The sequence below is a fragment of the Ruegeria sp. AM7 genome (assembly GCF_056535965.1).
In genome coordinates, this window is the sequence record NZ_JBQFJE010000003.1 from 3068617 (window position 1) to 3091793 (window position 23177).

Genomic DNA, 23177 nt, shown 5'->3' on the forward strand with positions numbered 1-23177 from the left:
TTTCATGAAAGCAGGTTTGGTCGTGTTGTGCCTGGGCTATGTGCTCAGCCAGTTTTTTCGCGCTTTTCTGGCGGTTCTCAGCGTTGATCTGGGCCGGGATATCGGCGCCACACCCGAAGACCTTGCCTTTGCATCGGGTCTTTGGTTCCTGATCTTCGCCGCCATGCAACTGCCCGTCGGATGGGCGTTGGATCGTGTTGGCCCCCGACTGACCTCGACTGTATTGCTGCTGGTCGGCGGCGCTGGCGGCGCGCTGATCTTTGCCCTTGCAAGCACGCCGCTTCATATCGCCGTGGCAATGGGACTGATCGGAGTGGGATGCTCGCCGATCCTGATGGCATCGTACTTTATTTTCGCCCGTGAATACCCCCCGGCCCGTTTCGCCACTTTGGCTGCTCTGATGCTGGGTTTGGGGTCAGTCGGCAATCTGGTTGCCTCATACCCCACGGCGCTGGCCGTCGAGCTGATGGGCTGGCGGGCTACGATGGTCACATTGGCCCTGTTTTCGGGCGCGATCGCCATCGGCATCCTTTTCACAGTTCATGATCCCAAACGCGTTGAAACCGACCACAAAGGATCGGTTCTGGATCTGCTGAAGCAGCCCGCACTCTGGGCCATCTTGCCCCTGATGTTGGTGGCCTATGCGCCGTCGGCCGCGACGCGCGGCCTTTGGGCCGGACCCTATCTAAGTGATATCTTCGCCCTCAGCACTACACAGATCGGAACCGCCACTCTGATCATGGGCGCGTCGATGATTGCGGGCACCTTCGCCTATGGCCCGCTTGACCGGATATTGGGAACGCGGAAATGGGTGATCTTTGGCGGTAACGCGCTGGGCGTGGTCGCCCTGACCCTGTTGTGCCTGTGGATCGACAATGCGGTCTGGTTGTCGGTAGTTCTGATCTCGGTCATCGGATTCACCGGGGCCAGCTTTCCTGTCATCATGGCCCATGGCCGCGCCTTTGTTCCTCCACACCTAGTGGGCCGGGGCGTGACCCTGTTGAACCTTTTCGGGATCGGAGGCGTCGGCCTTGCCCAATTCGTCACCGGCCGCGTCCACGCGGCCACGGTAGACATCAGCCCCTCCGCACCCTACACAGCGATATTCGGCTTTTTCGCCATCTCGCTTGCCATTGGCTGCGTGATCTATCTATTCAGCCGGGACAGCGTCGACTGACGCCAACCCCGTCAGGAGAGCCCATGTCTGACCCGCGCGTCATTGCCCCCAATCTCAAACGCAGGCTTTCGGGCGTGACGGCAACGATTGCGCGGTTGGTGCCGTTGCAGGTGCAATGGATCGACATTGCAGCCACTGGTCCGGGCCTGCCTGCCGATATCCCGCATATCCCGCTTGGCCGCCTGCCCTTTCTGTCGCGCAAAACCCTGCGCGTCTGGCACGCCCGCCGCAATACCGAGATGCTGTTGGGTCTGTTCCTGCGCAACATCCTGCGGTTGCGGCTGAAACTGCTGTTCACCAGCGCGTCGCAGCGGGCGCATACGGGCTATACCAAATGGCTGATCGACAAGATGGACGCCGTAGTCGCCACCTCGCGCAAAACCGCCGGGTATCTGGATCGGGATGCACAGGTGATCATGCATGGTATCAACCTGCAGGATTTTACTCCGCCCGAGGATAAAACGGCCGTTCGCGCCCGGTTGGGCCTGCCTGATGGCCTCCTGCTGGGCTGCTATGGCCGCATCCGCCACCAGAAGGGTACTGACGCCTTTGTGGATGCAATGATCGACCTATGTGGCCGCTTTGACGATGTGCATGGCATCGTCATGGGCCGCGCCACGGAACAACACACCACCTTTCTGTCCGAATTGAATGACAAGGTCGCGGTGGCGGGCCTGTCCGACCGCATCCTCTTCATGCCCGAGGTTACAGTCGACCAGATCGCCGAATGGTATCAGGTTCTGGACCTCTTCATCGCACCCCAGCGGTGGGAAGGCTTCGGCCTCACACCGCTAGAGGCGATGGCCTGCGGCGTGCCCGTCGTGGCCACCGACGTTGGCGCGTTCTCTGAAATCGTTACCGACCCGTCATTGGGCCATGTGGTGGAGCCAGGCAATTTCCCGGCCTTGGCCGATGCCGCAGCCCGGATGCTGGAAAACCGCGATTCCCTAGCGCAATCCGGCCGCGCCGCCCGTACCCATGTCGAGCAGAATTTCGACATCAACGGCGAAGCAAAGACCCTTGTCGCCCTCTACGAACGGCTTTTGACCGACACCTGAGGCGATGCGCCGCGTCAAATCGGTGTCATCGGGTGAAATCTGACCCGAAAACCCTTTTTTCTTTGCCGCAACGCAGCTATGAACGCGCGTCCTTAACTTTGGAGACATGAAATGGGCTATCGCGTCGTTGTCGCCGGCGCCACGGGTAACGTGGGCCGCGAAATGCTGAACATTCTGGCAGAACGCCAGTTCCCCGTCGATGAACTTGCCGTGCTGGCAAGCCGTCGTTCGTTGGGCACCGAAGTAAGCTTTGGCGACAAGACACTGACTACCCAGGACATCGACACCTTCGATTTCACCGGCTGGGACATGGCGCTGTTTGCCATCGGCTCGGACGCAACCAAAGTCTACGCGCCCAAGGCGGCTGCGGCTGGTTGTGTGGTGATCGACAACTCGTCGCTCTATCGCTACGACCCCGACATTCCGCTGATCGTGCCGGAATGTAACCCGCAGGCGATCCACGACTATAAAAACAAGAACATCATCGCCAACCCCAACTGCTCGACCGCGCAAATGGTTGTCGCTCTGAAGCCGCTGCACGACCGCGCCAAGATCAAGCGCGTTGTCGTCTCGACCTATCAGTCGGTCTCGGGCGCGGGCAAAGAGGGCATGGATGAGCTGTGGGATCAGACCAAAGCGGTCTACAACCCCACAACCGAAGTGGAACCCAAGAAGTTCCAGAAGCAGATCGCCTTCAACGTCATCCCGCAGATCGACGTCTTCATGGAAGACGGCTCGACCAAGGAAGAATGGAAGATGGTGGTCGAGACCAAAAAGATCGTCGACCCGTCGATCAAGGTCACAGCCACCTGCGTCCGCGTTCCCGTATTCGTCGGCCATTCCGAGGCCGTGAATATCGAATTCGAGGAATTCCTGGACGAAGACGAAGCCCGCGATATCCTGCGTGAAGCACCGGGCATCATGGTGATCGACAAGCGCGAGGCCGGTGGCTACGTCTCGCCCATCGAATGCGCGGGCGATTTCGCGACCTTCATCAGCCGCATCCGTCAGGATTCGACCATCGAAAACGGTCTGAACCTGTGGTGCGTCAGCGACAACCTGCGCAAGGGCGCAGCGCTGAACGCGGTGCAGATCGCCGAACTGCTGGGCCGTGAGGTTCTGAAAAAGGGCTGAATTCGCTTACTTGAACCGGTACCAAGGGCCGCCTTTTGGGCGGCTCTTTTTATTTTGACTTGATATATTGCGGTTCAATTGCAACCAATACGGTAGTTTGCATTTTTATTTCCGCGAGTGATTATGAAGCCAGTGTTCTATTTGTTGGCCCTTGTGCCGACCATTCTGTCCGCCGAAACCTTTACCTTTGATACGGATGTCAGCGCCGTGACCGTTTACCCGGACAGCGCCCTGATCACCCGAACAGCTGAGTTCGACGTTCCGGCGGGCACTCATCGTCTGATCCTGTTAGGCACTCCGTTAGGCGATGACGTGGGCCACCAAATCGCGACCATGCAGTTTCGCGCCGATGGGTTACCCAAACGGCCTTTATTTCACGTTTCGAAGACGTGCCCTGGCGTGACTATGTCGGCGACGCCGTCAAACAGGTAGAAGACCGCATCAAAGACATAGAAACGCGAATTCAATCGGTACAAGATCAGGCCGAAACCGCCCGATTGAAAGCCCAAGCTGCCGATCATACGATTACGTTCCTGTCCAATCTGGGGCGTAACGTAGGTTTGGCCGGATCGGATCCCGAAAACCTGCGCAACATTGCCCGCATGGTTGGAAGTGAAACCCTTGAGGCCGAAAACACTGCGCTGGCGGCAGAGCTTGAGGCCCGCGAAACAGAAACCCAACTGACCGAGCTTGAGACCGAGTTGGACGCAGCCCGCGCTGATCTGGCCGCCCTTTTGCCCGAAACGAATGAACGTATCTTTATCGCCGTCGATGTTGACGCCGAAGTAGATACAAAAGGAACATTATCGCTGTCATATCTCAGTTATGAAACCGCAACTTGGCAGCCGGCTTATGTATTTGATCTGAAGACCGGAAGTGTCCCGGAGGTACAGATTAGTCGTAGCGTTCTGGTGGGTCAAATGACCGGCGAGGACTGGAACGACATCACCCTCAGCGTTTCCACACTACAGCCCAACGATCAAAGCGCCGCGTCATGGCTTCGGACCAAACGCCGTTCTATCCGTGAAAAACCCAAAGCGCTGGAAGAACCGGTTGTAGAGGCCCCGGTTATTGTCGAAGAAACCGGGACTAGTTGGGCCCCGAGCGCCGCGTCAATTCAAGGAACAGGCACGACCTATACACTGCCTGTGCCGATCTCGATTTCCAGCGGATATGGGGCCGCCGTGCTGGAACTGGACAGCATGTCCCAACCTGCAGAGGTGTTTGCCCTGGCAAATCCCAGCCGGGATACCACAGCCTATCGGACCGCGCGGTTTACGAACCCTTATTCGCAAAACCTGTTTTCATCTGACTACGCCCGGTGGCAGGTCGACGGTGTGCTGGTCGCGGTCGACTCCAGTCCTGATATCGGCCCCGGCGAAGAGGTGGAGCTTGGATTTGGCCCCCTATATGCGCTCACCTTGCGGCGGCAGGTTCTGGGTCGGCGCAGTGGTGATGTCGGTTTGATTGCACGCTCGAACGAACGCGCCGAACGTGCGCAAATTCGTGTTGAAAACCTCTCGGATGAGACGTGGCCCCTGCGGTTGCTCGACAGTGTTCCATATTCCGAACAGGATGATCTTAAGATCGAATGGACCGCGACCCCCAAGCCGGCCGACGAGAATGTCGACAACCGGCGCGGTATTCTGGCGTGGGAAATGGAGCTTGCGCCCGGCCAAACCGAAACCGTTGAGATCGAAACCAAGCTCAGCTGGCCCGAAGGAATGGTTCTGAGGTGATGAGTAACTGCGTTTCAAGAAGGGCCTGATCGGCCCTTCCGATCGCAGCGAACTTACTTATGGTCAAACAACCACGAACTTCTTTTCATGCGGGTCATAGCATTGCAGCCCGCCCTCTCCGATATCGGTCCACAGCCCGTGCAGGCTCAGTGATCCGTCCTCGACCGCCGAAGCAATGAACGGGAAGGTCAGCAGGTTTTCCAGCGAGGCGACAACCGCGTGGCGCTCAAACTGGCGCGCCTGGTCCGTGCTGTCCTCGATATCCGCTACCAGATCGTATTTCGGCTTTAGGATATCCATCCAACGCCCCACAAAGCTGTCTTTCGCTTCAAGCTGCGGGGCCTGGCCCTTGCACATGTCGATACAGCCCTGAACACCGCCACATTGCGAATGACCCAGAACGATCAGATGCGCCACTTTCAGCGCAGTTACAGCGTATTCGATTGCTGCGCTGGTGCCGTGGTGGTCTCCGTCCGGGGCATAGGGTGGAACCAGGTTGGCGATATTTCGGTGAATAAAAAATTCACCCTGATCGGCCCCGAAAATCGAAGTCACGTGCACCCGACTGTCACAGCAGGAAATGACCATGGCGCGTGGGCGCTGTCCTTCGGTGGCAAGACGCCGGTACCAGACCTGATTTTCCGAATACGTCGTAGCTTTCCAGCCGTGATATCGCTTGACCAGATAGTTCGGCAAAGGTTTGGCGCGATCCATTTTTGTGTCCTTAGTCTTGTGTCTGACGAGTGCTGTAACCTGAATTCGCCGAAAATTCGAGCCATTATCCCTGTGCGCTGCAAGGTTTTGCAAAGGAATTCCGCGCAACAGTCAATCCACGCCGTGGGGGCGTTTAGAATTGGGGTAAATGTGGTGGAAAAGATAGTCACACTTGAACACAAGGAATCCGTCCGTCTGGATCCGGACCAGTTGAATGGTCTTTGCGGGCAACTGGGTGATCAGAATGCACTGGACGTGCTATGCCGCACAGTCGAGGAATTGGCCGTGCGCTTGTCGAATTGCGAACGCTACTGGCGGCGGCGTGATTGGACCAGCTTGCGCAAATGTGCGCGTTCCCTGGTGGCGATTTCCGAACAGGTCGGCATGACTGCACTGGCGCGCGTAGCGGGCGATGTGGCGCATAACGTGGATGTCGGCGATGCCGTCGCCACCGGCGCAACACTGTCGCGCCTGATCCGCGTGGGTGAGAAATCGCTGACCGTTATTTGGGACCAGCAGGATCTTTCGGTCTGACGGGGCTTGCGGACGGATCGTGGACGGATAGGCTGGGCGCAAACCGAACCAGTTGAGATCCCCATGAACCTGTCCTTTGCCTCCGCCTCTGACCCGTCCCTGCCATTGCACGTGATCGCGCAGCCCCAGCTCGAAAGCTGGCTGGCGGATCAGTCGGACGCTGTGAGGGCTTGGGTTGAAAACAGCGGCTTTACCGCTGGTTTGGGTCAAACCCTGTTGATTCCCAATGCAGACGGTGCGCCGTCCATGGCGCTGGCGGGCTATGGCAAGCCTGCGGGTCGCGCACGCAAACGGTTCCCGCTGGCCGCCGCTGCCGAAGCTTTGACCAAGGGCACGTATCACATCGCTTCGGGCCTGCCAGACGACGTGGTTGAGACCGAGTGTCTGGGATGGTTGCTGACAGGGTATAGTTTTGACCGCTATGCCAGCCAATCCGCTGCCAAGGCCCGCCTTATCGCCCCGGACGGCGTGGATACCACCCGGTTGGAGATTATTGCCAAGGCCGAGGCATTGATCCGCGATCTCGTCAACACACCTGCATCAGATATGGGGCCGGATCAGTTGCAGGCCGCTTCTGAAGCGCTGGCGCAGGAATTCGGCGCATCCTGTTCAGTGATTGCGGGCGATGATCTGTTGGGCCAGAATTTTCCCATGATCCACACTGTGGGTCGTGCGGCCGCGCAGGCTCCTCGTCTGATCGAGATGAACTGGGGTAACGCGGGGCCGAAACTGACTCTGGTCGGTAAGGGTGTCTGCTTTGATACCGGCGGGTTGAACCTTAAACCCGGTGCATCAATGGGATTGATGAAAAAGGACATGGGCGGGGCGGCCAATGTTCTGGGTCTGGCGCGGATGATCATGGCGCTGAACCTGCCGTTGCAACTGCGTGTCCTGATCCCAGCGGTTGAGAATTCGGTGGCCGGAAACGCGTTCCGACCCGGCGATATCCTGACCTCGCGCAAGGGCCTTACGGTCGAGATCAATAATACCGATGCCGAAGGGCGTCTTGTTCTAGCAGACGCGCTGACGCTGGCGGATGAGGGGCAACCGGACCTTTTGATTTCGATGGCGACACTGACCGGCGCAGCCCGCGTTGCGGTTGGCACCGATCTAGCGCCGTTTTACACCGATGATGATGGCGCTGCGGATGCCCTGGCCCGCGGCGCGCGTCAAGCAGCCGATCCGGTCTGGAGAATGCCCTTTCACGAGCCGTATGAAGGGATGATAGAACCCGGCATCGCCGATCTGGACAATGCGCCGGCTGGTGGGTTTGCCGGGTCAATCACCGCCGCTTTGTTTCTGCGCCGTTTTGTGGGTGACAACCGCTATATGCATTTCGATATCTTCTCGTGGCAGCGCAGCAAGGAACCGGGGCGCAGCAAAGGCGGTTTGGGACAAGGTCCACGCGCCCTGCTGGCCGCCTTGCCCGAGATGCTGAAACTATGACGCGACATAGCATCATCAAACCGGTCGTCGATTTGATGCGCGCGCCCGATGGTCCTCGGGATCGACAGCTTTTATACGGGGACACTGTCGCGGTGACCGATGCCGCAGATGGATGGAAGCAGATCAAAGCGGACAAGGATGGATACCGTGGCTGGGTCCGCTCGAACCAGCTTGGTCTGCACGCTCCTGCCACCCATTGGATTACCGCCCCGGCGACGCATATTTATGCGCAGCCGGACATGAAAAGCCAGGATACCGCGTCGCTGAGTTTCGGCAGCAAAATAGCCGCCAGTTCCGAGAAAAATGGGTTTCTGGAAACTGGTCTTGGGTTTATTCCCGCTGTTCACGCCAAACCTGTCGGCGTCACCCTGACCGATCCGGTCGCCGTGGCCGAACTGTTTTTGGGCACACCGTACTTATGGGGTGGCAACAGCCGGTTTGGGTTGGATTGCTCGGGCCTGGTGCAGGCCGGAATGCTGGCCTGCGGAATGCCCTGTCCAGGCGATAGCGGGGATCAAGAGCGTGAAGTTGGCAAAACACTGCCCGACGGTACACCGCCCCAGCGTGGCGATCTTTTATTCTGGAAAGGCCATGTTGCATGGGTTTACGCTGAGGATATGCTTCTACACGCCAACGCCTTCCACATGGATGTGACGTTCGAGCCGATGACGCAGGCGATCGCGCGTATCAAGGATCAGGGTGACGGGCCAGTGACCAGCCATAAAAGGCTCTAATCAAGGTCAACCGAACGGATCAGCTTGCGTTCCAGTACCCGTAGCACGGTGCGCAGATCATGGCCGCGCTTCAGGATACGGCCATCCATGCCCACCACCGAATACATCCCCTGTTTTTGCCGCAGGCGCGGGTGCTTTTCGACCCGGTAGATCGGATGTTCAGCCGTGCGGCGAAAGATGGAAAACACTGCCATGTCGCGCAGGTTGGAAATGCCGTAGTCCCGCCACTCTCCGGCGGCGACCATCCGGCCATAGACGGACAAGATATGCGACATCTCGTGGCGGTTGAAGGCGACGGGCATCTGGGCCGAGTTACCAGAGAACCGGCTAGGAGGCTGCATGTTCATACCCCAAGCCTTGCCGGAAAACGCGTCTGAATCAAGCCCACCCAACGCAAGGTGTGGTAATTTTGAAGCGACCTAGCGTCTGCGCCCCACTTGCCGGCAGATCAGAATAACCGGCAACAGCCCCACAGCCAGAATGACCAGCGACGGCACCGCAGCCCCCTCAAGCCGTTCGTCCGAGGCCAACCGATAGGCTTGCACCGCCAGAGTGTCAAAGTTGAACGGGCGCATGATCAGAGTCGCGGGCAGCTCTTTCATCACGTCCACAAACACAATCAGCAGCGCGGTCAGCAGCGATGGCGTCAGAATCGGCAGGTGCACGCGGCGCAACGTGCCCAGCGGGCTTTGCCCCAAGGACCGAGAGGCCGCGTCCATATTAGCATGAACTGTGCTTTGACCGCCCTCATAGGCGCTGAGCGCGGCGGCCAGAAACCGAACCATATAGGCCGCAACCAGCAGCCAGATTGACCCCGTGACCAGCAGGCCGGTCGAGATATCGAATGTTTGCCGCATCCACGCGTCCAGAGCATTGTCGAAACTTGCAAAGGGCACCATTAGGCCCACAGCTATCACGCCTCCGGGCACCGCATAGCCCAGCCGTGCGAGATAGCCCGCCGTGGCAGAACTCCGACCCGGACGCAGGCGTTGAAAGAAACCCACGCAAATCGCCGCAAACACGGTGATCACGGCGGCAGTGCCCGCCAAGGTCAGCGAGTTCTGGATGAAGCCGATATAGCGCCGCGACAGCAGGTTTTGTTCCGATTCCATCCCCATCTGAACCAGGATGAACACAGGCAGCAGAAACCCCAGCAACACCGGAATGATACACAGCGTGAACGCCGCCGCCGCCTGCCATCCTTTCAGTTGGGCCGAGGGCAGCGATGCGTGGCTTTTGCCCGCCTGATAATACTTCGCCTTGCCGCGTTGCATCCGTTCAGCCACGGCCATCAGCAGTGCAAAACCCAGAAGGCACAACGCCAGTTGCGCGGCGGCAGCACGATCTCCGATGGAAAACCAGCTGGTGTAGATGCCGGTGGCAAAGGTCTGCACGCCGAAATAGGCGACGGTGCCGAAATCGGCGATGGTCTCCATGATGGCCAGCAATACACCCCCGGCAATCGCCGGGCGCGCCATTGGCAACGAAACGTGCCAGAAAGCCAGCCACGGGCTTTTGCCCAGCGCGCGCGCAGCCAGAAAGGCGCTGGCGCTTTGCTGCAGAAATGCCGCGCGGGCCAGCAGATAGACATAAGGATAAAGCACGAGGATCAGCATTGCCGCTGCACCCTCGGTCGAGCGGATCTCGGGGAACCAGTAATCACGCGGACCCCAGCCGGTTATGTCGCGCAGGGTGGTTTGGACGATACCGGGGTGGTCCAGAATGAACGTATAGGCATAGGCCAGAACATAGGCCGGAAAGGCCAGCGGCAGCACCAGCGCGATTTCCAGGAACCGAACACCAGGAAAACGGGTCATCGTCACCAGCCACGCCGCACCGACACCAATGGAAAACGTCCCTATCGCCACCAAAACAACCAGCACCGCAGTGGTCAGCGCATAGCCTGGCAAGACCGTTTCCATTAGGTGAGAGATCGTGTCCGTCCCACCCGTCACAGCCGCCAGAACGACGGCCAGCATAGGCAGCAGACAGGCCGCCGCCACCAGACAGGCCACGGTCGCCACCAACCGGGTGCCCAACGCGCCGCGATTGCGCGTTCCGTGTTCTGAGAATTCGACGTCGGCCATGATCCCGGCTTTTTACTGGCTAAGGCGCAGGTTTCGTCTTTAATCGACCAAAACGGTCGGAAACACCAGTGGGCAGGGATACAAATCTGCGGCACATACTGCCGCAGACCTGCTTGGCGTCATTCGTAAACGCGCTGATCCTCGATCACCAGCCCGTCCTTAGGCAGTGATCCCGGCGCGACGACCTCGATCGCGCCTTTCAGTTTCAGCAGCTCGACAACCGATTTGGCATAGGCCATGTCATCACCACCGGGGCTTTCGATCTGAACGGTCATCATATCCATCTCACCCTGGCGGGCGGCAATGACGCGGGCTTTGACGATCTCGGCATGTTTATCGACCAGCGCGGCCACCTGTTCGGGGCGCACAAACATACCCTTGATCTTGGTGGTCTGATCAGCGCGGCCCATCCAGCCCTTGATCCGTGCATTGGTGCGTCCGCAAGATGACTGGCCGGGCATGATCGCCGATAGATCGCCTGTCGCGAAACGGATCAGCGGATAGTCGGGGTTCAATGAGGTCACAACGACCTCACCCACTTCACCCTCTGCCACCGGGGTGCCGGTGCCGGGGGTCACGATCTCAACAATGACATGTTCGTCGATGATCATCCCCTCCATAGCGGGGCTTTCGTAGGCGATGTTACCCAGATCGGCAGTGGCATAGCATTGCAGGCACGAGATCCCGCGATCCGCGTATTCCTGCCGCAGTGACGGAAACAAGGCCCCGCCCCCTACAACGGCGGTCGTGAAATGAAGCTGGACGCCCATCTCATCCGCCTTGTCCAGTATGACCTTCAGGTAGTCCGGCGTCCCGGCATAGGCGGTGCAGCCCACATCGCGGGCAGCAGTCACTTGCAGTTCGGTCTGGCCGGTGCCTGCGGGCAAAACAGCCGCCCCAACCGCGCGCGCGCCGCTTTCAAAGATCATGCCCGCGGGCGTCAGGTGATAGCCAAAGCAATTCTGCACGATATCGCCCGGCCCCACACCAGCAGCGTGCAGGAATCGTCCCATGCGCCACCAGTCGGGATCGGTGCTGCCCGGTTCGTAGATCGGGCCCGGAGATTGAAACACATGGTGGAAATGCCGTGCGGGTTTGACGGTGAACCCTCCAAACGGAGGACGTGCAGCCTGTGCCTGCGCCAAGTCTGATTTGCGCAGAACCGGTAGTTTGGGCAAGTCCTCAACCGATGCGACACCATCTGTCTCCACATCCGCCAGATGCGTTTGGAAACCCGGCGCAGACAGAGCCCGCACAAGTTGTTTTTGCAGCGCTTCGGACTGATCCGCTGCGCGTTTATCGGCTGATCGGGTTTCGAGTGCGTCGAAATAGGTCATCGCCAGATCCTCCATCCGCTTACAGCCACCTCTTGCGGCGGCGATAGGACCGCACATCGCGGAAGCTCTTGCGGCCCTCATCAGACATACCGAGGTAGAATTCCTTCACGTCCGGGTTTTCGCGCAGCTCCGCCGCCGGGCCATCCATCACCACACGACCCGATTCCAAGATGTAGCCGTAATGCGCAAACCGCAGCGCCACGTTGGTGTTCTGTTCGGCCAGCAGGAAAGACACGCCCTCTTTCTCGTTCAGGTCCTTCACGATGCCGAAAATCTCTTCGACCAGCTGCGGGGCCAGACCCATCGAGGGTTCGTCCAACAGGATCGTCTCGGGCCGCGACATCAGCGCGCGCCCCATCGCAACCATCTGTTGCTCACCGCCCGAGGTATAGCCCGCCTGCGACCGGCGGCGTTCCTTGAGGCGGGGGAAATAGGTATAGACCAGCTCAAGGTCTTGCTGGATCGCGGCGCTGCCATCCTTGCGGGTGTAGGCCCCGGTCAGCAGGTTTTCCTCGACCGTGAGGTGTTCGAAACAATGGCGGCCTTCCATCACCTGGATGACGCCCTTTTCCACAAGATCAGCTGGATCGCTTTCATGCACGCTGGTCCCGCGATACTTGATCGTCCCTTTCGTGACTTCGCCCCGTTCCGAATGCAGCAGGTTCGACACCGCCTTGAGCGTTGTCGTCTTCCCCGCCCCATTGCCACCCAGCAAAGCGGTTATCCCGCCCTTGGGCACGGTCAGGCTGACGCCCTTCAAAACGAGGATCACGTGGTTGTAGATCACCTCGATATTGTTGACCTCAAGCAGGGTTTCAGCCTGCACTTCGGTGTTTTGAGCCGCATCCAGCATCAGTGCGTGTCCTCAGGCTTGTGTTGGGGTCGGGGCGGCGTCAATGCGCCACCCCGTTTTTCAGAAGATCGGATCAGCAACGTCCGTCGATTTTGTTCTCGGTCGCATAAGCGCTCGAGTCTTCGTTGATCAGCGGGCCGATCACGTCGCCATCGGTGGCCTTGAACTCTGAAATCAAGCTCCAGGTCTTGCTGGCCGCATCCCATTGGGTCACGCCAACCAAAGCGTCCCCGCCGTGGTTTTCGCACGAGACCGAGAAGGCTGGACCAAAGTTGGGCAGACCCAGCTCGGTCATCTTGGCTTCGGTGATTTCCAGCGCTTCCATACCATCGCGCATCATCGCAGGGGTGATGTCGTCGGTGCCGTGGATTTCCTGCGCTTTCTTGGCGGCTTCGGCGGCCAACATAGCGGCATAGAGACCGCGGTTATACAGAACCGTACCTACCTGATCGCCCGCACCGGCAGCCTTACCGGCGTCGACCACATATTTCTGCAGGTCGTCAAAGACCGGGAAATCGGTGCCCACGTTGTGGAAGGTCAGTGCCTTGTAGCCGTTGGCGGCTTCACCCGCAGGCAGCACGTCATTCTCGGAACCCGACCACCAGATACCGATGAAGTTTTCCATCGGGTAGCGGATGTTGGCAGCTTCCTGAACTGCGACTTGGTTCATCACACCCCAGCCCCACATCAGGACGAAGTCGGGACGATCGCGGCGAATTTGCAGCCATTGGGATTTCTGCTCCTGACCTGGGTGATCAACGGGCAGCGCAACGAGCTCAAAGCCATGCTTTGCCGACAGCTCTTCGAGTGTGCGGATCGGCTCCTTGCCGTAGGCTGAGTTGTGATAGACCAGCGCGATTTTCTTACCACTTAGGTCGCCGTTGTTCGACTCCAACAGATAGTTGATCGCACCCGAGGCACCATCCCAGTAGTTCGCAGGATAGTTGAAGGTATGGCTGAACACGTCACCGTTCTTGGCCGAAGTACGCCCATAACCCATCGTGTGCATCGGAATGCCATCTGCGGTGGTCTTGGGGATCAGCTGATAGGTAATGCCGGTCGAAAGCGGCTGATACACCAACGAGCCTTCGCCCTTGGTCGATTCATAGCATTCCACACCTTTTTCAGTGTTATAGCCGGTTTCGCATTCGATCACCTTGGTCGGAACTCCTCCGATCCCGCCATCGCGTTCATTCAGCAGTGTGAAATAGTCGGCATAGCCATCCGCAAACGGGATACCGCCCGCCGCATATGGCCCCGTACGATAGCTAAGCGACGGAAAGACGAGGTCGGCCATAACCGGACCTGCCGCCATTACAGCGCCCAGCGCCATGGTTGCCAGTTTCAATTTCATCGGGTGTCTCCTCCCTTGGTTTGTCCGATGGTGAGCTCGGGCGTGTACCACCCGTTATGTGATTGGGCCGACCCGCTAGTGCGGGAATGGCCAGAGTCTCAGTTTTTCTTTCGCCACGCGCCACAGTTGCGCCAGACCATGTGGTTCGAGGATCAGGAACATGATGATCAGTCCGCCCACGATGACGAGATTCAAATGCGCCACGATATCGGTGGGCCAACCCAGCATGTCCGCACCGACGACCTTCAGCACGACTGGCAGCAGAACAAGGAACGCAGCCCCCGCGAAAGACCCGAAGATCGAGCCCAGCCCACCGATAATGATCATGAACAGCACCAGGAACGATTTCTGGATGCCAAACACTTCGCCGACCTCGACCGCACCCAGATAGACCGCAAAGAACAGCGCACCCGAGACGCCCACAAAGAACGAACTGACGGCAAAGGCCGTCAACTTCGCCCGCAGGGGGTTCACGCCGATGATCTCGGCAGCGATGTCCATATCGCGGATCGCCATCCATTTTCGCCCGGTCGTACCGCGCGTCAGGTTGCGGGCCAAAACGGCGCACAGCGTCAGGAAGATCAGGCAGAACAGATAGGTGGCCCAGGCCGGAGCGTTCGGTCCGGTGATGATGATACCAAATACTTCCCGTTCAGGCGCGTTGATCTGCCCCGAGGCCGAATAGTTGTAAAACCACGGAACCCGGTTGAACAACCACACCAGAAAGAACTGCGCCGCCAGTGTTGCCACGGCCAGATAGAAGCCCTTGATCCTAAGGCTTGGCAAACCAAACAAAACACCCACCAGCGCGGTAATGCCACCTGCAAGGATAACATGGACGAACATGCTGACATCAGGGAAGGCCGTCATCAGCTTATAGCAAGCATAGGCCCCCACAGCCATGAATCCGCCTGTCCCCAAAGAGACCTGACCGCAATAACCCACAAGGATATTCAACCCGATCGCTGCAATCGCGTAGATCAGGAAAGGCAAAAGCAAAGCGTTCGCCCAATAGTCGTTGATGATAAACGGGATGATCCCAAATGCCACCGCCAGCACCACATAGTACCGATACCGGTCGAACTTGATCGGGAAGGTCTGGCTGTCATCCACGTAAGAGACTTTGAAGTCCCCTGCTTCACGATAGAACATGTCTTACTTTCCCCATTGTTCCTGCGCCCGGTTCCGGGCCGCAGCATCCAGTTGGTTCGATCCCTTGGCGTAGCCGCTCGCTTCGGACGCGCGCACAAGTTTCAAATAGGCCAGAACACCCATGACCAGACCGGCAAAAGCCAGAATAGCTGCGATTGTCACTTGCCCGTCCGACAGGTCGTCCGATGTCAGAGCGATATATCCAAACGCCCAGAACCCGGCCCAGGCAATGACATTGGTGATGGCGATAAGTTTGGTCATGCCCTACACCCTCTCGATGATCTTTTCGCCGAACAGACCCTGCGGCCGGAAAACCAGGAAGATCAGCGCCAGTACATAGGCAAACCAGTTCTCGGTCGCCCCGCCCACCATCGGACCGATGGCAAACTCAAACAGTTTTTCGCCCACACCAATGATCAGGCCGCCAACGATGGCGCCGGGGATCGAGGTGAAGCCGCCCAACATCAGAACCGGCAGCGCCTTGAGCGCGATCAGGCTCAGCGAGAACTGAACGCCCGATTTCGTGCCCCACATGATGCCCGCGACAAGGGCCACAAAACCGGCCACTGACCAGACCATCACCCAGATGAAGTTCAACGAGATCCCGACCGACAGCGCAGCCTGATGATCATCAGCTACCGCGCGCATCGCCCGGCCCTGTTTGGTGTACTGGCTGAACGCCACCAGCGCGGCCACCAGAAGCGCCGCGATCACGGTTGCAACAATGTCCAGATTGTCGATGAAGAAGCCGTAGCCAAAGATGTTGAACGTGCTCTCATCAATCCACAGGTTGATGCCCTGCGGCAGGCCCACATCCAGCGTCTTGATTTCAGACCCCCACATCAGATCGGCTACGCCTTCCAGCAGATAAGCCAGGCCGATCGTTGCCATGAACAGAATGATCGGCTCCTGCCCCACCAGATGGCGCATCACAAAGCGCTGCACCGCCCAGGCCAGCAAAACCATCACCGCCATGGTCAGAATAATCGCCAGCAGCGCAGGCACGTTCCATCCAAAATAGTGGATATGTGTGCCAAAGGTGGCATTGATCAGATGCGCAAACGGTACCTGACCTTTCATGATCCCCACCAGAGTCATCGCGGCAAACAGTGCCATAACCCCTTGGGCATAGTTAAAAATCCCCGAAGCCTTGTAGATCAGCACAAAGCCCAGCGCGACCAAAGCATATAGGACCCCGGCCATCAGGCCATTCAGGATGACCTCCATCGCAAATACGAGTTGTTCAGGCATTATTCGCACTCCTCGGGAAACAGGTCACAAGATGCAGGCGATGGCCCGACATTGACTGCTGTGAGCATCACTAAGGTCGCACCGGGCTGCTTAAAGTCACGGAACATAACCGTTACTTGAACGAACCGATTCCCGGACGCTTTCTTTGAGGCAAATCCACTGATCGCCAATCCTTCACTGGAAACATCGGATGAAATAAACGGCTGGGTCCGAAAGCTCGTATCGGCACTGAACATAGCCCAAATTTCCTCAGCCGAACTGGACTGAAAGCCAAAATGAAGAACCTGACAAACCGGGTCTGTCTCGGACCACACCAAGATATCTTCGGTTCCATTCGGCGTCCAAAATTGAAAGCCTTCAGGTCGTAATCCAGTCTGAGCGGACAGTCGCAGAACTTCTTCGTCTGACCACCCATAAAACTGGGATACATCTGGGTCAGTTCCATTTGTAAGCGGGGTCACACATTGGGTACTGAACAGATTGTACGACGCTTTTTCTACGCTTGCTAAAACCTGAAAGGTACACGCAAACAGAAAGGTAAACGCCAGCACAAAAACTCTAATCATGGCTCACCCCCAGATAGGCGTCGATGACCTCTTGATTGTTGCGCACCTCATCGGGTGTGCCGTCACCGATCTTGCGGCCATAGTCCATCACAACCACGCGGTCGCTCAGGTCCATCACAACGCCCATGTCGTGTTCGATCAGCGCAATCGTGGTGCCAAACTCGTCATTCACGTCCAGGATAAAGCGGCTCATGTCCTCTTTTTCTTCAACGTTCATGCCCGCCATCGGCTCATCCAGCAGCAGCAACTTGGGTTCTGCCGCCAGCGCGCGTGCCAGTTCGACCCGTTTCTTCAGCCCGTACGGCAGGCGGGACACAGGCGTCTTGCGGATGTGCTGGATTTCCAAGAAATCGATGATCTTCTCGACGGCCTCGCGGTTTTCCGTCTCTTCCGCCTCGGCTTTGCCCTTCCACCAGGCCTGCTGGAAAATGTTGGTCTTCATGAAACCCAAACGCCCGGTCATCACATTGTCCAAAACGCTCATGCCCTCGAACAGAGCAATGTTCTGGAACGTCCGCGCGATGCCCTGCTGCGCCACCTCAAAGGGCCGCATCTGCGGGCGTTTTGAACCATGAAACCAAACCTCACCTTCCTGCGGCACATAGAACCCCGAGATCACGTTCAGCATCGAGGATTTACCCGCACCGTTCGGTCCGATAATGGCCCGGATTTCACCCTCACGAATGTCGAACGAGATATCCTTGATCGCCACCACACCGCCAAAGCGCAGGGTGATGTTCTTCATCTCCATCACCACGCCACCGATCTTGCGGCCGTCTTCGGTGACATATCCTTCGGAACTATCCAGCATCAGATCCTCCCTGAGCTGCAAAAAACGGGACGGCGGGCGGGGCGATGACCGCAAGGTCGAGCGGCGCTCGAACGGCCCTCATTCCGCCGCCACCTTGTGCGAGGTCGCAGCAACAACCGGCGCGTCGACGATCTCCAGCGTGGCCGAGATCGACCCCTTGCGCCCGTCCTCATAGGTCACTTCGGTCGTAGTCGAAACGCTGGACGATCCGTCATAAAGCGCATCAATAATGTCGTGGAATTTCTCTTCCACAAACCCGCGCCGCACCTTTCGGGTCCGGGTCATTTCACCATCATCCGCATCCAGCTCTTTGTGCAGGACCACAAAGCGATGCACTTGGCAGCCCGACAGCATCTCATCTGCCGCAACCGACTTGTTGACCTCTTCCACATGCGACTTGATCGTCTCTAACACACGGGGATGACTGGTCAGTTCCTGATAGGACCCATAAGCCACATTGTTGCGCTCAGCCCAGTTTCCAACCGCCGTCAGGTCGATATTGATGAAGGCCACGCAGCGATCCTTGCCGTTGCCAAACAGCACGACCTCAAGAATGTCGGGATAGAATTTCAGCTTGTTCTCGACATATTTCGGCGCAAACATCGAACCGTCGGCCATTTTGCCCACGTCCTTGGCACGGTCGATGATCCGCAGATGGCCGGACCCTTCCTCAATGAACCCGGCATCACCTGTAGCCACCCAACCCTCGGCATCCTTGGTCGAGGCAGTCGAGGCGGGGTTATTGTAATACTCGACAAACACACCCGGCGAGCGATAGTGAATCTCGCCCTTGTCGTCGATCTTCAACTCAACATCCGGCGCGGGCACACCAACCGTATCCGCGCGCACCTCGCCGTCAGGCTGCACGGTGATGAAAACGGTTGCCTCGGTCTGGCCGTAAAGCTGTTTCAGGTTGATGCCCAACGAGCGGTAGAAATCAAAAATCTCAGGCCCGATCGCCTCACCCGCCGTATAGCCGACGCGGAACCGGCCATAACCCAGCGTATCCTTCAGCGGACCATAAACCAGCATGTTGCCCAGCGCGTATTTCACCTTGTCGCCAAACCCGACCGGCTTTCCGTCCAGCAGCAGGCCGCCGACTTTCTTGGCGTGATCCATGAAGTGACGGAACATGCGCTTCTTCAGTTTGCCCGCATCCTCCATCCGGATCATCACATTGGTCAGCTGCGTCTCGAACACGCGCGGCGGGGCAAAGAAATAGGTCGGCCCGATCTCGCGCAGGTCGGTCATCATCGTGTCGGCGCTTTCTGGGCAGTTCACGCAGAACCCGCACCAATAGGCCTGACCGATCGAGAAGATGAAATCGCCGACCCACGCCATCGGAAGGTAAGACAGAATATCTTCGTTGCGGGTCAGATGATCGAACTCAGCCGAGTTCTTGGCGCTTTCGATAACGTTGCGGTTCGACAGAACCACACCCTTGGGCTTGCCCGTCGTGCCCGAGGTATAGAGCATCACGCAGGTATCGTCATAGGTCAGCGCCGCGACACGTTTGTCCAGTTCCGCGTCGAACCGCGCGTGACCGGCGCCGCCTTCGGCCATGATGTCGTCCAGTGCGTTCATCTGGGAGTGGTCGTATTTCCGCATCCCGCGCTTGTCGGTGTAGAGGATATGCTTGACCTGATGCAGCCCCTGCTGAATCTCGATGACCTTGTCGACCTGCTCCTGATCGCCGCAGACGACGTATTTTGCACCGCAATGTTCCAGAACATAGGCCATCTCTTCCGCGACCGAGTCCTGATAGAGCGGCACCGGCACCGCCCCAACCATCTGCGCGGCCACCATCGACCAGTAATGCGCCGGGCGGTTGCGGCCTATGACGGCGATGTGGTCGCCCTTCTCAACGCCGATCTCCAGAAATCCCAACGCCAGCTTGCGCACCTCGGCGGCGGTTTCGGCCCAGGACCAGCATTGCCAGATCCCGAATTCCTTCTCCCGATAGGCCGGGGCATCCCCGAACTGCGTCACATTGCGATGTAAAAGCGCCGGAAGAGATATCATCCCCTCCGCGCCCGACTGCGTCTGAGCCAATCTTTTTCTCCTCCCCATCCGACCCCTCCCCGGGCCGGAACTGGCGGGTCCGGGTCATGCCCGAACGCCAATGCCCCGATTAAGAGACATGAGAATGATCAGCGTCAAGTTTTGCCTGATGTTTTCTCAATTCTTACGAATTGTAACAGGGGCCACTTGGCTTTGGATGCGCGAAATTTCAGTCAAAATCCGATCGAAGCCTATCTAACAGAGCTCTATTTCGAAGGACCACATAGTGTAGTCACTTCGCCACTCGCAGATGTTGTTGTCATTGGGATCACGCAATGCTCAGCATTCAGTTGATTCAATAGAAATCCTGCCCCCATCGTCAACCCGAACGATCCAAAGAAAAATACGGTGTTTTTTAGGAGCGTGCTGCGCGCACTGTTGTTACGTCGGTAGAGCAAAACCCGAAGCAGCGAAAAGAATCCACCTGTCAGAACTTGATCCACAGGTCTCTCGGCGGCGGCATGGTTCGTTGCTGATATCAAACTTGCAAATGACGCCAGAAATTTGATGAAACAATAGAATGTCGCAAACATCCCAACCAAGACGACAATCAAAAGAAAATAGATAATCGCAGACACGTCAGCCAAACCTTCCAACTCGAAAAACGTTTGATAGCAAATCTATTTACAACCAATCCCGTAAAATCGGGATCAACGGCACGTCTGCCGCAGGCATCGGATAATTCCGCAGTTCATTCGCGCGCACCCATTTCAGCGCCTGATCTTCCTTGGACTGCGGGATGCCCTCCCACTTGCGGCAGGCAAAGAGCGGCATCAGCAAGTGAAAGTCGTCATAGCTGTGGCTGGCAAAGGTCAATGGCGCAAGGCACGAGGCCCAGGTGTTGATGCCCAGTTCTTCCTCCAACTCGCGGATCAGGGCGACCTCGGGGGTTTCGCCGGGTTCGACCTTGCCGCCGGGGAATTCCCACAGTCCGGCCATGGATTTGCCCTCGGGGCGCTGCGCCAACAGCACCCGGCCTTCGACGTCGATCAGGGCAACGGCGGATACCAGAACAGTTTTCATGGTCGCAATCCCGGACGCAAAACCGGGCTCCACTTTTGCTGGAATTGCTTCGGTTTCACGAGCGATAATCCGCGTTTATCTCGATATAGCCGTGGGTCAGATCACAGGTCCAGACGGTGGACGCGCCCTTACCCAGCCCCAGATCGACGGCGATCACAAGGTTCTGGCCTTTCATATAGGCGGCGGCGTCCTCCTCGCGGTAATCGGGGCTGACCCAGCCTTTTTCAGCCACCAGAATGTCACCGAAAGAGATGCTCAGCAGGTCGCGGTCGGCGGCGGCTCCGGATTTGCCGATGGCCATGACCATACGACCCCAATTGGGGTCTTCACCCGCAATCGCCGTTTTCACCAGCGGTGAGTTGGCAATCGCCAGCCCATGCACCTTGGCATCTGCATCCGAAACCGCTCCGGTCACACGAATTTCTACGAATTTCGTCGCACCTTCCCCGTCGCGCACCACCTGCTGCGCAAGGTCCAGCATCACCGTTTCAAGCGCCTGCGCGAAACCTGCGTTGCCTGTGGCATCTACGCCCGAGGCCCCTGTGGCGCACAGCAGCAGCGTGTCCGAGGTCGAGGTATCGCTATCCACCGTGATGCAGTTGAAGGTGCGTTCCGTCTGCGCGCCCAGCATGGACTGCAGCGCCGATTGGTCGACCTGCGCATCGGTGAAAATGTAAACCAGCATCGTCGCCATATCCGGTGCGATCATACCGGAACCCTTGGCAATCCCAGTAATAGAGACTGTTTTACCATCAATCTCGACTTGTGCCGAGGCCCCCTTGGGGAAGGTATCGGTCGTCATGATCGCCCGCGCGGCATCTTCAATGGCGTGACGGCTGAGACCGGCCTTAAGCGTCTCAAGCTGCGATACGATGCGGTCGTGCGGCAGCGGTTCGCCAATCACGCCGGTAGACGAGGTAAAGACCCGCTCGACCGCGACGCCGGTGGCTTTGGACACGGCCTGCGTCACCTCGGCCACCGAGGTCTGACCGTAATGCCCGGTGAACGCATTGGCATTGCCCGAGTTCACGAGAATGGCCGCCGGGCCATCGCTGGGCCCGCCGATCTTGTCCTGACAATCCAGCACCGGCGCGGCACGGGTGGCCGAGCGGGTAAATACCCCCGCCACCGAGGTGCCGGGGTCCAGCACCGCCAGCATCACATCGGTGCGCCCCTGGTAGCGCACGCCAGCCTCAACGGTGGCAAAGCGCACGCCGTCAATCGCGGGCAGGTCGGGAAATGCCGCCGGAGCCAGCGGGGACACTTTGGTAATCGTGGCCACCGGGTTTACTCCTGAATCAGGTCCAGCTGACGAACGATACCGGGGGCCACGCCCTCGATTTCCGGGCGGTCGATCTGAGCGCTTTGCGTCAGCTCATCAATGCGGGCCTGAATCGCTTCGTTCTGCAAGGTCTGAGCCAGTTCTTCCCGCACAGCGTCCAACTCGGGTGCCTCGGTTTTGCGTTTGTCGTTCAGGATGATCACGTGCCAACCGAACTGAGTCTGCACCGGATCAGAAACTTGTTCTTTGTCCAATCCTACGACGGCTGTCTCGAATTCCGGAACCATCCGCCCTTTTCCGAACCAACCCAGCTCGCCCCCATTCGGGCCAGAGGGACCGGTCGATTTTTCTTTGGCGAGTTCCGCGAAATCCGCACCGTCATCCAGTTGCGACTTGATCTCGTTGGCTTCTTCTTCGGTTTCGACAAGTATATGGCTGGCGTTGAACTCATCTTCACCTTCGAACTCGGCGAACCGCGCATCATAGGCGGACTGAATCGCCTCGTCGGTGACCAGATCGCCGATCAAAGCGTTCACAGTCTGAACGGCCAGCAACGAGCGGGTTTCATTCGCCAGCGCCAATGCGTTCAGCTTGGTCAGCTCGTCCTGTTGCTGACCCAATAGCTGCTGCTGGATCAACTGTTCGATGATGAAGTCGTACAAGACGTCATCTTCAATCTGCTGATAATTCGCCGGAAGGGTCGCGACAGTGGCGATAACGTGACCCAAAGTGATCTCATCTCCGTTCACGCGGGCGACCACGGTACTGGCGTCAGGCTTGGTTTCGGCGGCCAGCGGCAGGGCCAGCACGGCAGTCAGAGCCAGCGATGGCAGAAAAGTGAGGCCTTTGGGCATGGATTCATCC

The 23177-nt window shown here is 58.2% G+C and carries 24 protein-coding genes; 8 read left to right on the top strand and 16 right to left on the bottom strand.

The window, feature by feature from the left end:
• Positions 1-4 precede the first annotated feature (4 nt).
• The 5 genes from ACR3EG_RS19300 to ACR3EG_RS19320 all read left to right on the top strand — a co-directional run bounded on the left by ACR3EG_RS19300 (position 5) and on the right by ACR3EG_RS19320 (position 5108).
• Positions 5-1177 (top strand): MFS transporter, encoded by a 1173-nt coding sequence (locus ACR3EG_RS19300; RefSeq protein ID WP_480498204.1) that lies wholly within the window; start codon positions 5-7, stop codon positions 1175-1177.
• 23 nt (positions 1178-1200) lie between these two features.
• Entirely contained in the window at positions 1201-2235 is a 1035-nt protein-coding gene (locus ACR3EG_RS19305) for a glycosyltransferase family 4 protein (RefSeq protein WP_480498202.1), read from the top strand.
• A gap of 111 nt (positions 2236-2346) precedes the next feature.
• Entirely contained in the window at positions 2347-3369 is a 1023-nt protein-coding gene (locus ACR3EG_RS19310; protein WP_480498200.1) for an aspartate-semialdehyde dehydrogenase, read from the top strand.
• A gap of 132 nt (positions 3370-3501) precedes the next feature.
• Positions 3502-3801, top strand: coding sequence for a DUF4140 domain-containing protein (locus ACR3EG_RS19315; protein WP_480501858.1), 300 nt, complete (start codon positions 3502-3504; stop codon positions 3799-3801).
• Positions 3759-5108: a DUF4139 domain-containing protein gene (locus tag ACR3EG_RS19320; protein ID WP_480498196.1), complete on the top strand. Its 1350-nt coding sequence runs from the start codon at positions 3759-3761 to the stop codon at positions 5106-5108. Before ACR3EG_RS19315 ends, ACR3EG_RS19320 begins: the two co-directional genes overlap by 43 nt.
• Positions 5109-5171: 63 nt before the next feature.
• Here the strand turns inward: ACR3EG_RS19320 and ACR3EG_RS19325 are convergent, their stop codons facing one another.
• A complete protein-coding gene (locus tag ACR3EG_RS19325) occupies positions 5172-5822 on the bottom strand; it encodes a carbonic anhydrase (RefSeq protein ID WP_170355681.1) in 651 nt (216 codons plus the stop codon).
• 153 nt (positions 5823-5975) lie between these two features.
• On the opposite strand from ACR3EG_RS19325, the gene ACR3EG_RS19330 reads away from it, so the two are divergent.
• From ACR3EG_RS19330 to ACR3EG_RS19340, 3 genes are all read left to right on the top strand, one after another.
• Positions 5976-6356, top strand: a complete 381-nt coding sequence (locus ACR3EG_RS19330) for a hypothetical protein (protein ID WP_414478922.1) — start codon at positions 5976-5978, stop codon at positions 6354-6356.
• A 63-nt stretch (positions 6357-6419) separates the two neighbouring features.
• Positions 6420-7802, top strand: a complete 1383-nt coding sequence (locus ACR3EG_RS19335) for a leucyl aminopeptidase family protein (protein ID WP_480498194.1) — start codon at positions 6420-6422, stop codon at positions 7800-7802.
• Positions 7799-8536 carry a C40 family peptidase gene (locus ACR3EG_RS19340; RefSeq protein ID WP_480498192.1) on the top strand — a complete coding sequence of 246 codons (738 nt, stop codon included), beginning with the start codon at positions 7799-7801 and terminating at the stop codon, positions 8534-8536. Before ACR3EG_RS19335 ends, ACR3EG_RS19340 begins: the two co-directional genes overlap by 4 nt.
• Here the strand turns inward: ACR3EG_RS19340 and ACR3EG_RS19345 are convergent.
• The 15 genes from ACR3EG_RS19345 to ACR3EG_RS19415 all read right to left on the bottom strand — a co-directional run bounded on the left by ACR3EG_RS19345 (position 8533) and on the right by ACR3EG_RS19415 (position 23167).
• Positions 8533-8883, bottom strand: coding sequence for a DUF2794 domain-containing protein (locus tag ACR3EG_RS19345; protein ID WP_209195876.1), 351 nt, complete (start codon positions 8881-8883; stop codon positions 8533-8535). The genes ACR3EG_RS19340 and ACR3EG_RS19345 overlap by 4 nt on opposite strands.
• A gap of 72 nt (positions 8884-8955) precedes the next feature.
• Complete coding sequence (locus tag ACR3EG_RS19350) at positions 8956-10623, bottom strand: ABC transporter permease (RefSeq protein WP_480498190.1); 1668 nt, start codon at positions 10621-10623, stop codon at positions 8956-8958.
• 119 nt (positions 10624-10742) lie between these two features.
• Entirely contained in the window at positions 10743-11960 is a 1218-nt protein-coding gene (locus ACR3EG_RS19355; RefSeq protein ID WP_209195879.1) for a phenylacetate--CoA ligase family protein, read from the bottom strand.
• A 19-nt stretch (positions 11961-11979) separates the two neighbouring features.
• On the bottom strand, positions 11980-12813 hold the full coding sequence (locus tag ACR3EG_RS19360) for an ABC transporter ATP-binding protein (RefSeq protein ID WP_480498188.1): 834 nt from the start codon (positions 12811-12813) through the stop codon (positions 11980-11982).
• Between the two features lie 73 nt (positions 12814-12886).
• Positions 12887-14167 (bottom strand): ABC transporter substrate-binding protein, encoded by a 1281-nt coding sequence (locus ACR3EG_RS19365; protein ID WP_480498187.1) that lies wholly within the window; start codon positions 14165-14167, stop codon positions 12887-12889.
• A 75-nt stretch (positions 14168-14242) separates the two neighbouring features.
• Positions 14243-15319: a branched-chain amino acid ABC transporter permease gene (locus ACR3EG_RS19370; protein ID WP_480498185.1), complete on the bottom strand. Its 1077-nt coding sequence runs from the start codon at positions 15317-15319 to the stop codon at positions 14243-14245.
• A gap of 3 nt (positions 15320-15322) precedes the next feature.
• Positions 15323-15580 (bottom strand): hypothetical protein, encoded by a 258-nt coding sequence (locus ACR3EG_RS19375; RefSeq protein ID WP_170355673.1) that lies wholly within the window; start codon positions 15578-15580, stop codon positions 15323-15325.
• A 3-nt stretch (positions 15581-15583) separates the two neighbouring features.
• Complete coding sequence (locus ACR3EG_RS19380) at positions 15584-16570, bottom strand: branched-chain amino acid ABC transporter permease (protein ID WP_480498183.1); 987 nt, start codon at positions 16568-16570, stop codon at positions 15584-15586.
• On the bottom strand, positions 16570-17136 hold the full coding sequence (locus ACR3EG_RS19385) for a hypothetical protein (RefSeq protein ID WP_480498181.1): 567 nt from the start codon (positions 17134-17136) through the stop codon (positions 16570-16572). Before ACR3EG_RS19385 ends, ACR3EG_RS19380 begins: the two co-directional genes overlap by 1 nt.
• Complete coding sequence (locus ACR3EG_RS19390) at positions 17129-17947, bottom strand: ABC transporter ATP-binding protein (protein ID WP_170771453.1); 819 nt, start codon at positions 17945-17947, stop codon at positions 17129-17131. Before ACR3EG_RS19390 ends, ACR3EG_RS19385 begins: the two co-directional genes overlap by 8 nt.
• Before the next feature lie 78 nt (positions 17948-18025).
• Positions 18026-19969, bottom strand: coding sequence for an AMP-binding protein (locus ACR3EG_RS19395; protein ID WP_480498220.1), 1944 nt, complete (start codon positions 19967-19969; stop codon positions 18026-18028).
• A 245-nt stretch (positions 19970-20214) separates the two neighbouring features.
• Positions 20215-20595 carry a hypothetical protein gene (locus ACR3EG_RS19400; protein WP_480947502.1) on the bottom strand — a complete coding sequence of 127 codons (381 nt, stop codon included), beginning with the start codon at positions 20593-20595 and terminating at the stop codon, positions 20215-20217.
• Positions 20596-20632: 37 nt separating this feature from the next.
• Positions 20633-21031 carry a (deoxy)nucleoside triphosphate pyrophosphohydrolase gene (locus ACR3EG_RS19405; protein ID WP_480498177.1) on the bottom strand — a complete coding sequence of 133 codons (399 nt, stop codon included), beginning with the start codon at positions 21029-21031 and terminating at the stop codon, positions 20633-20635.
• 55 nt (positions 21032-21086) lie between these two features.
• On the bottom strand, positions 21087-22313 hold the full coding sequence (gene argJ, locus ACR3EG_RS19410) for a bifunctional glutamate N-acetyltransferase/amino-acid acetyltransferase ArgJ (RefSeq protein WP_480498175.1): 1227 nt from the start codon (positions 22311-22313) through the stop codon (positions 21087-21089).
• Between the two features lie 5 nt (positions 22314-22318).
• Complete coding sequence (locus ACR3EG_RS19415) at positions 22319-23167, bottom strand: peptidylprolyl isomerase (protein WP_480498173.1); 849 nt, start codon at positions 23165-23167, stop codon at positions 22319-22321.
• Positions 23168-23177: the final 10 nt, after the last annotated feature.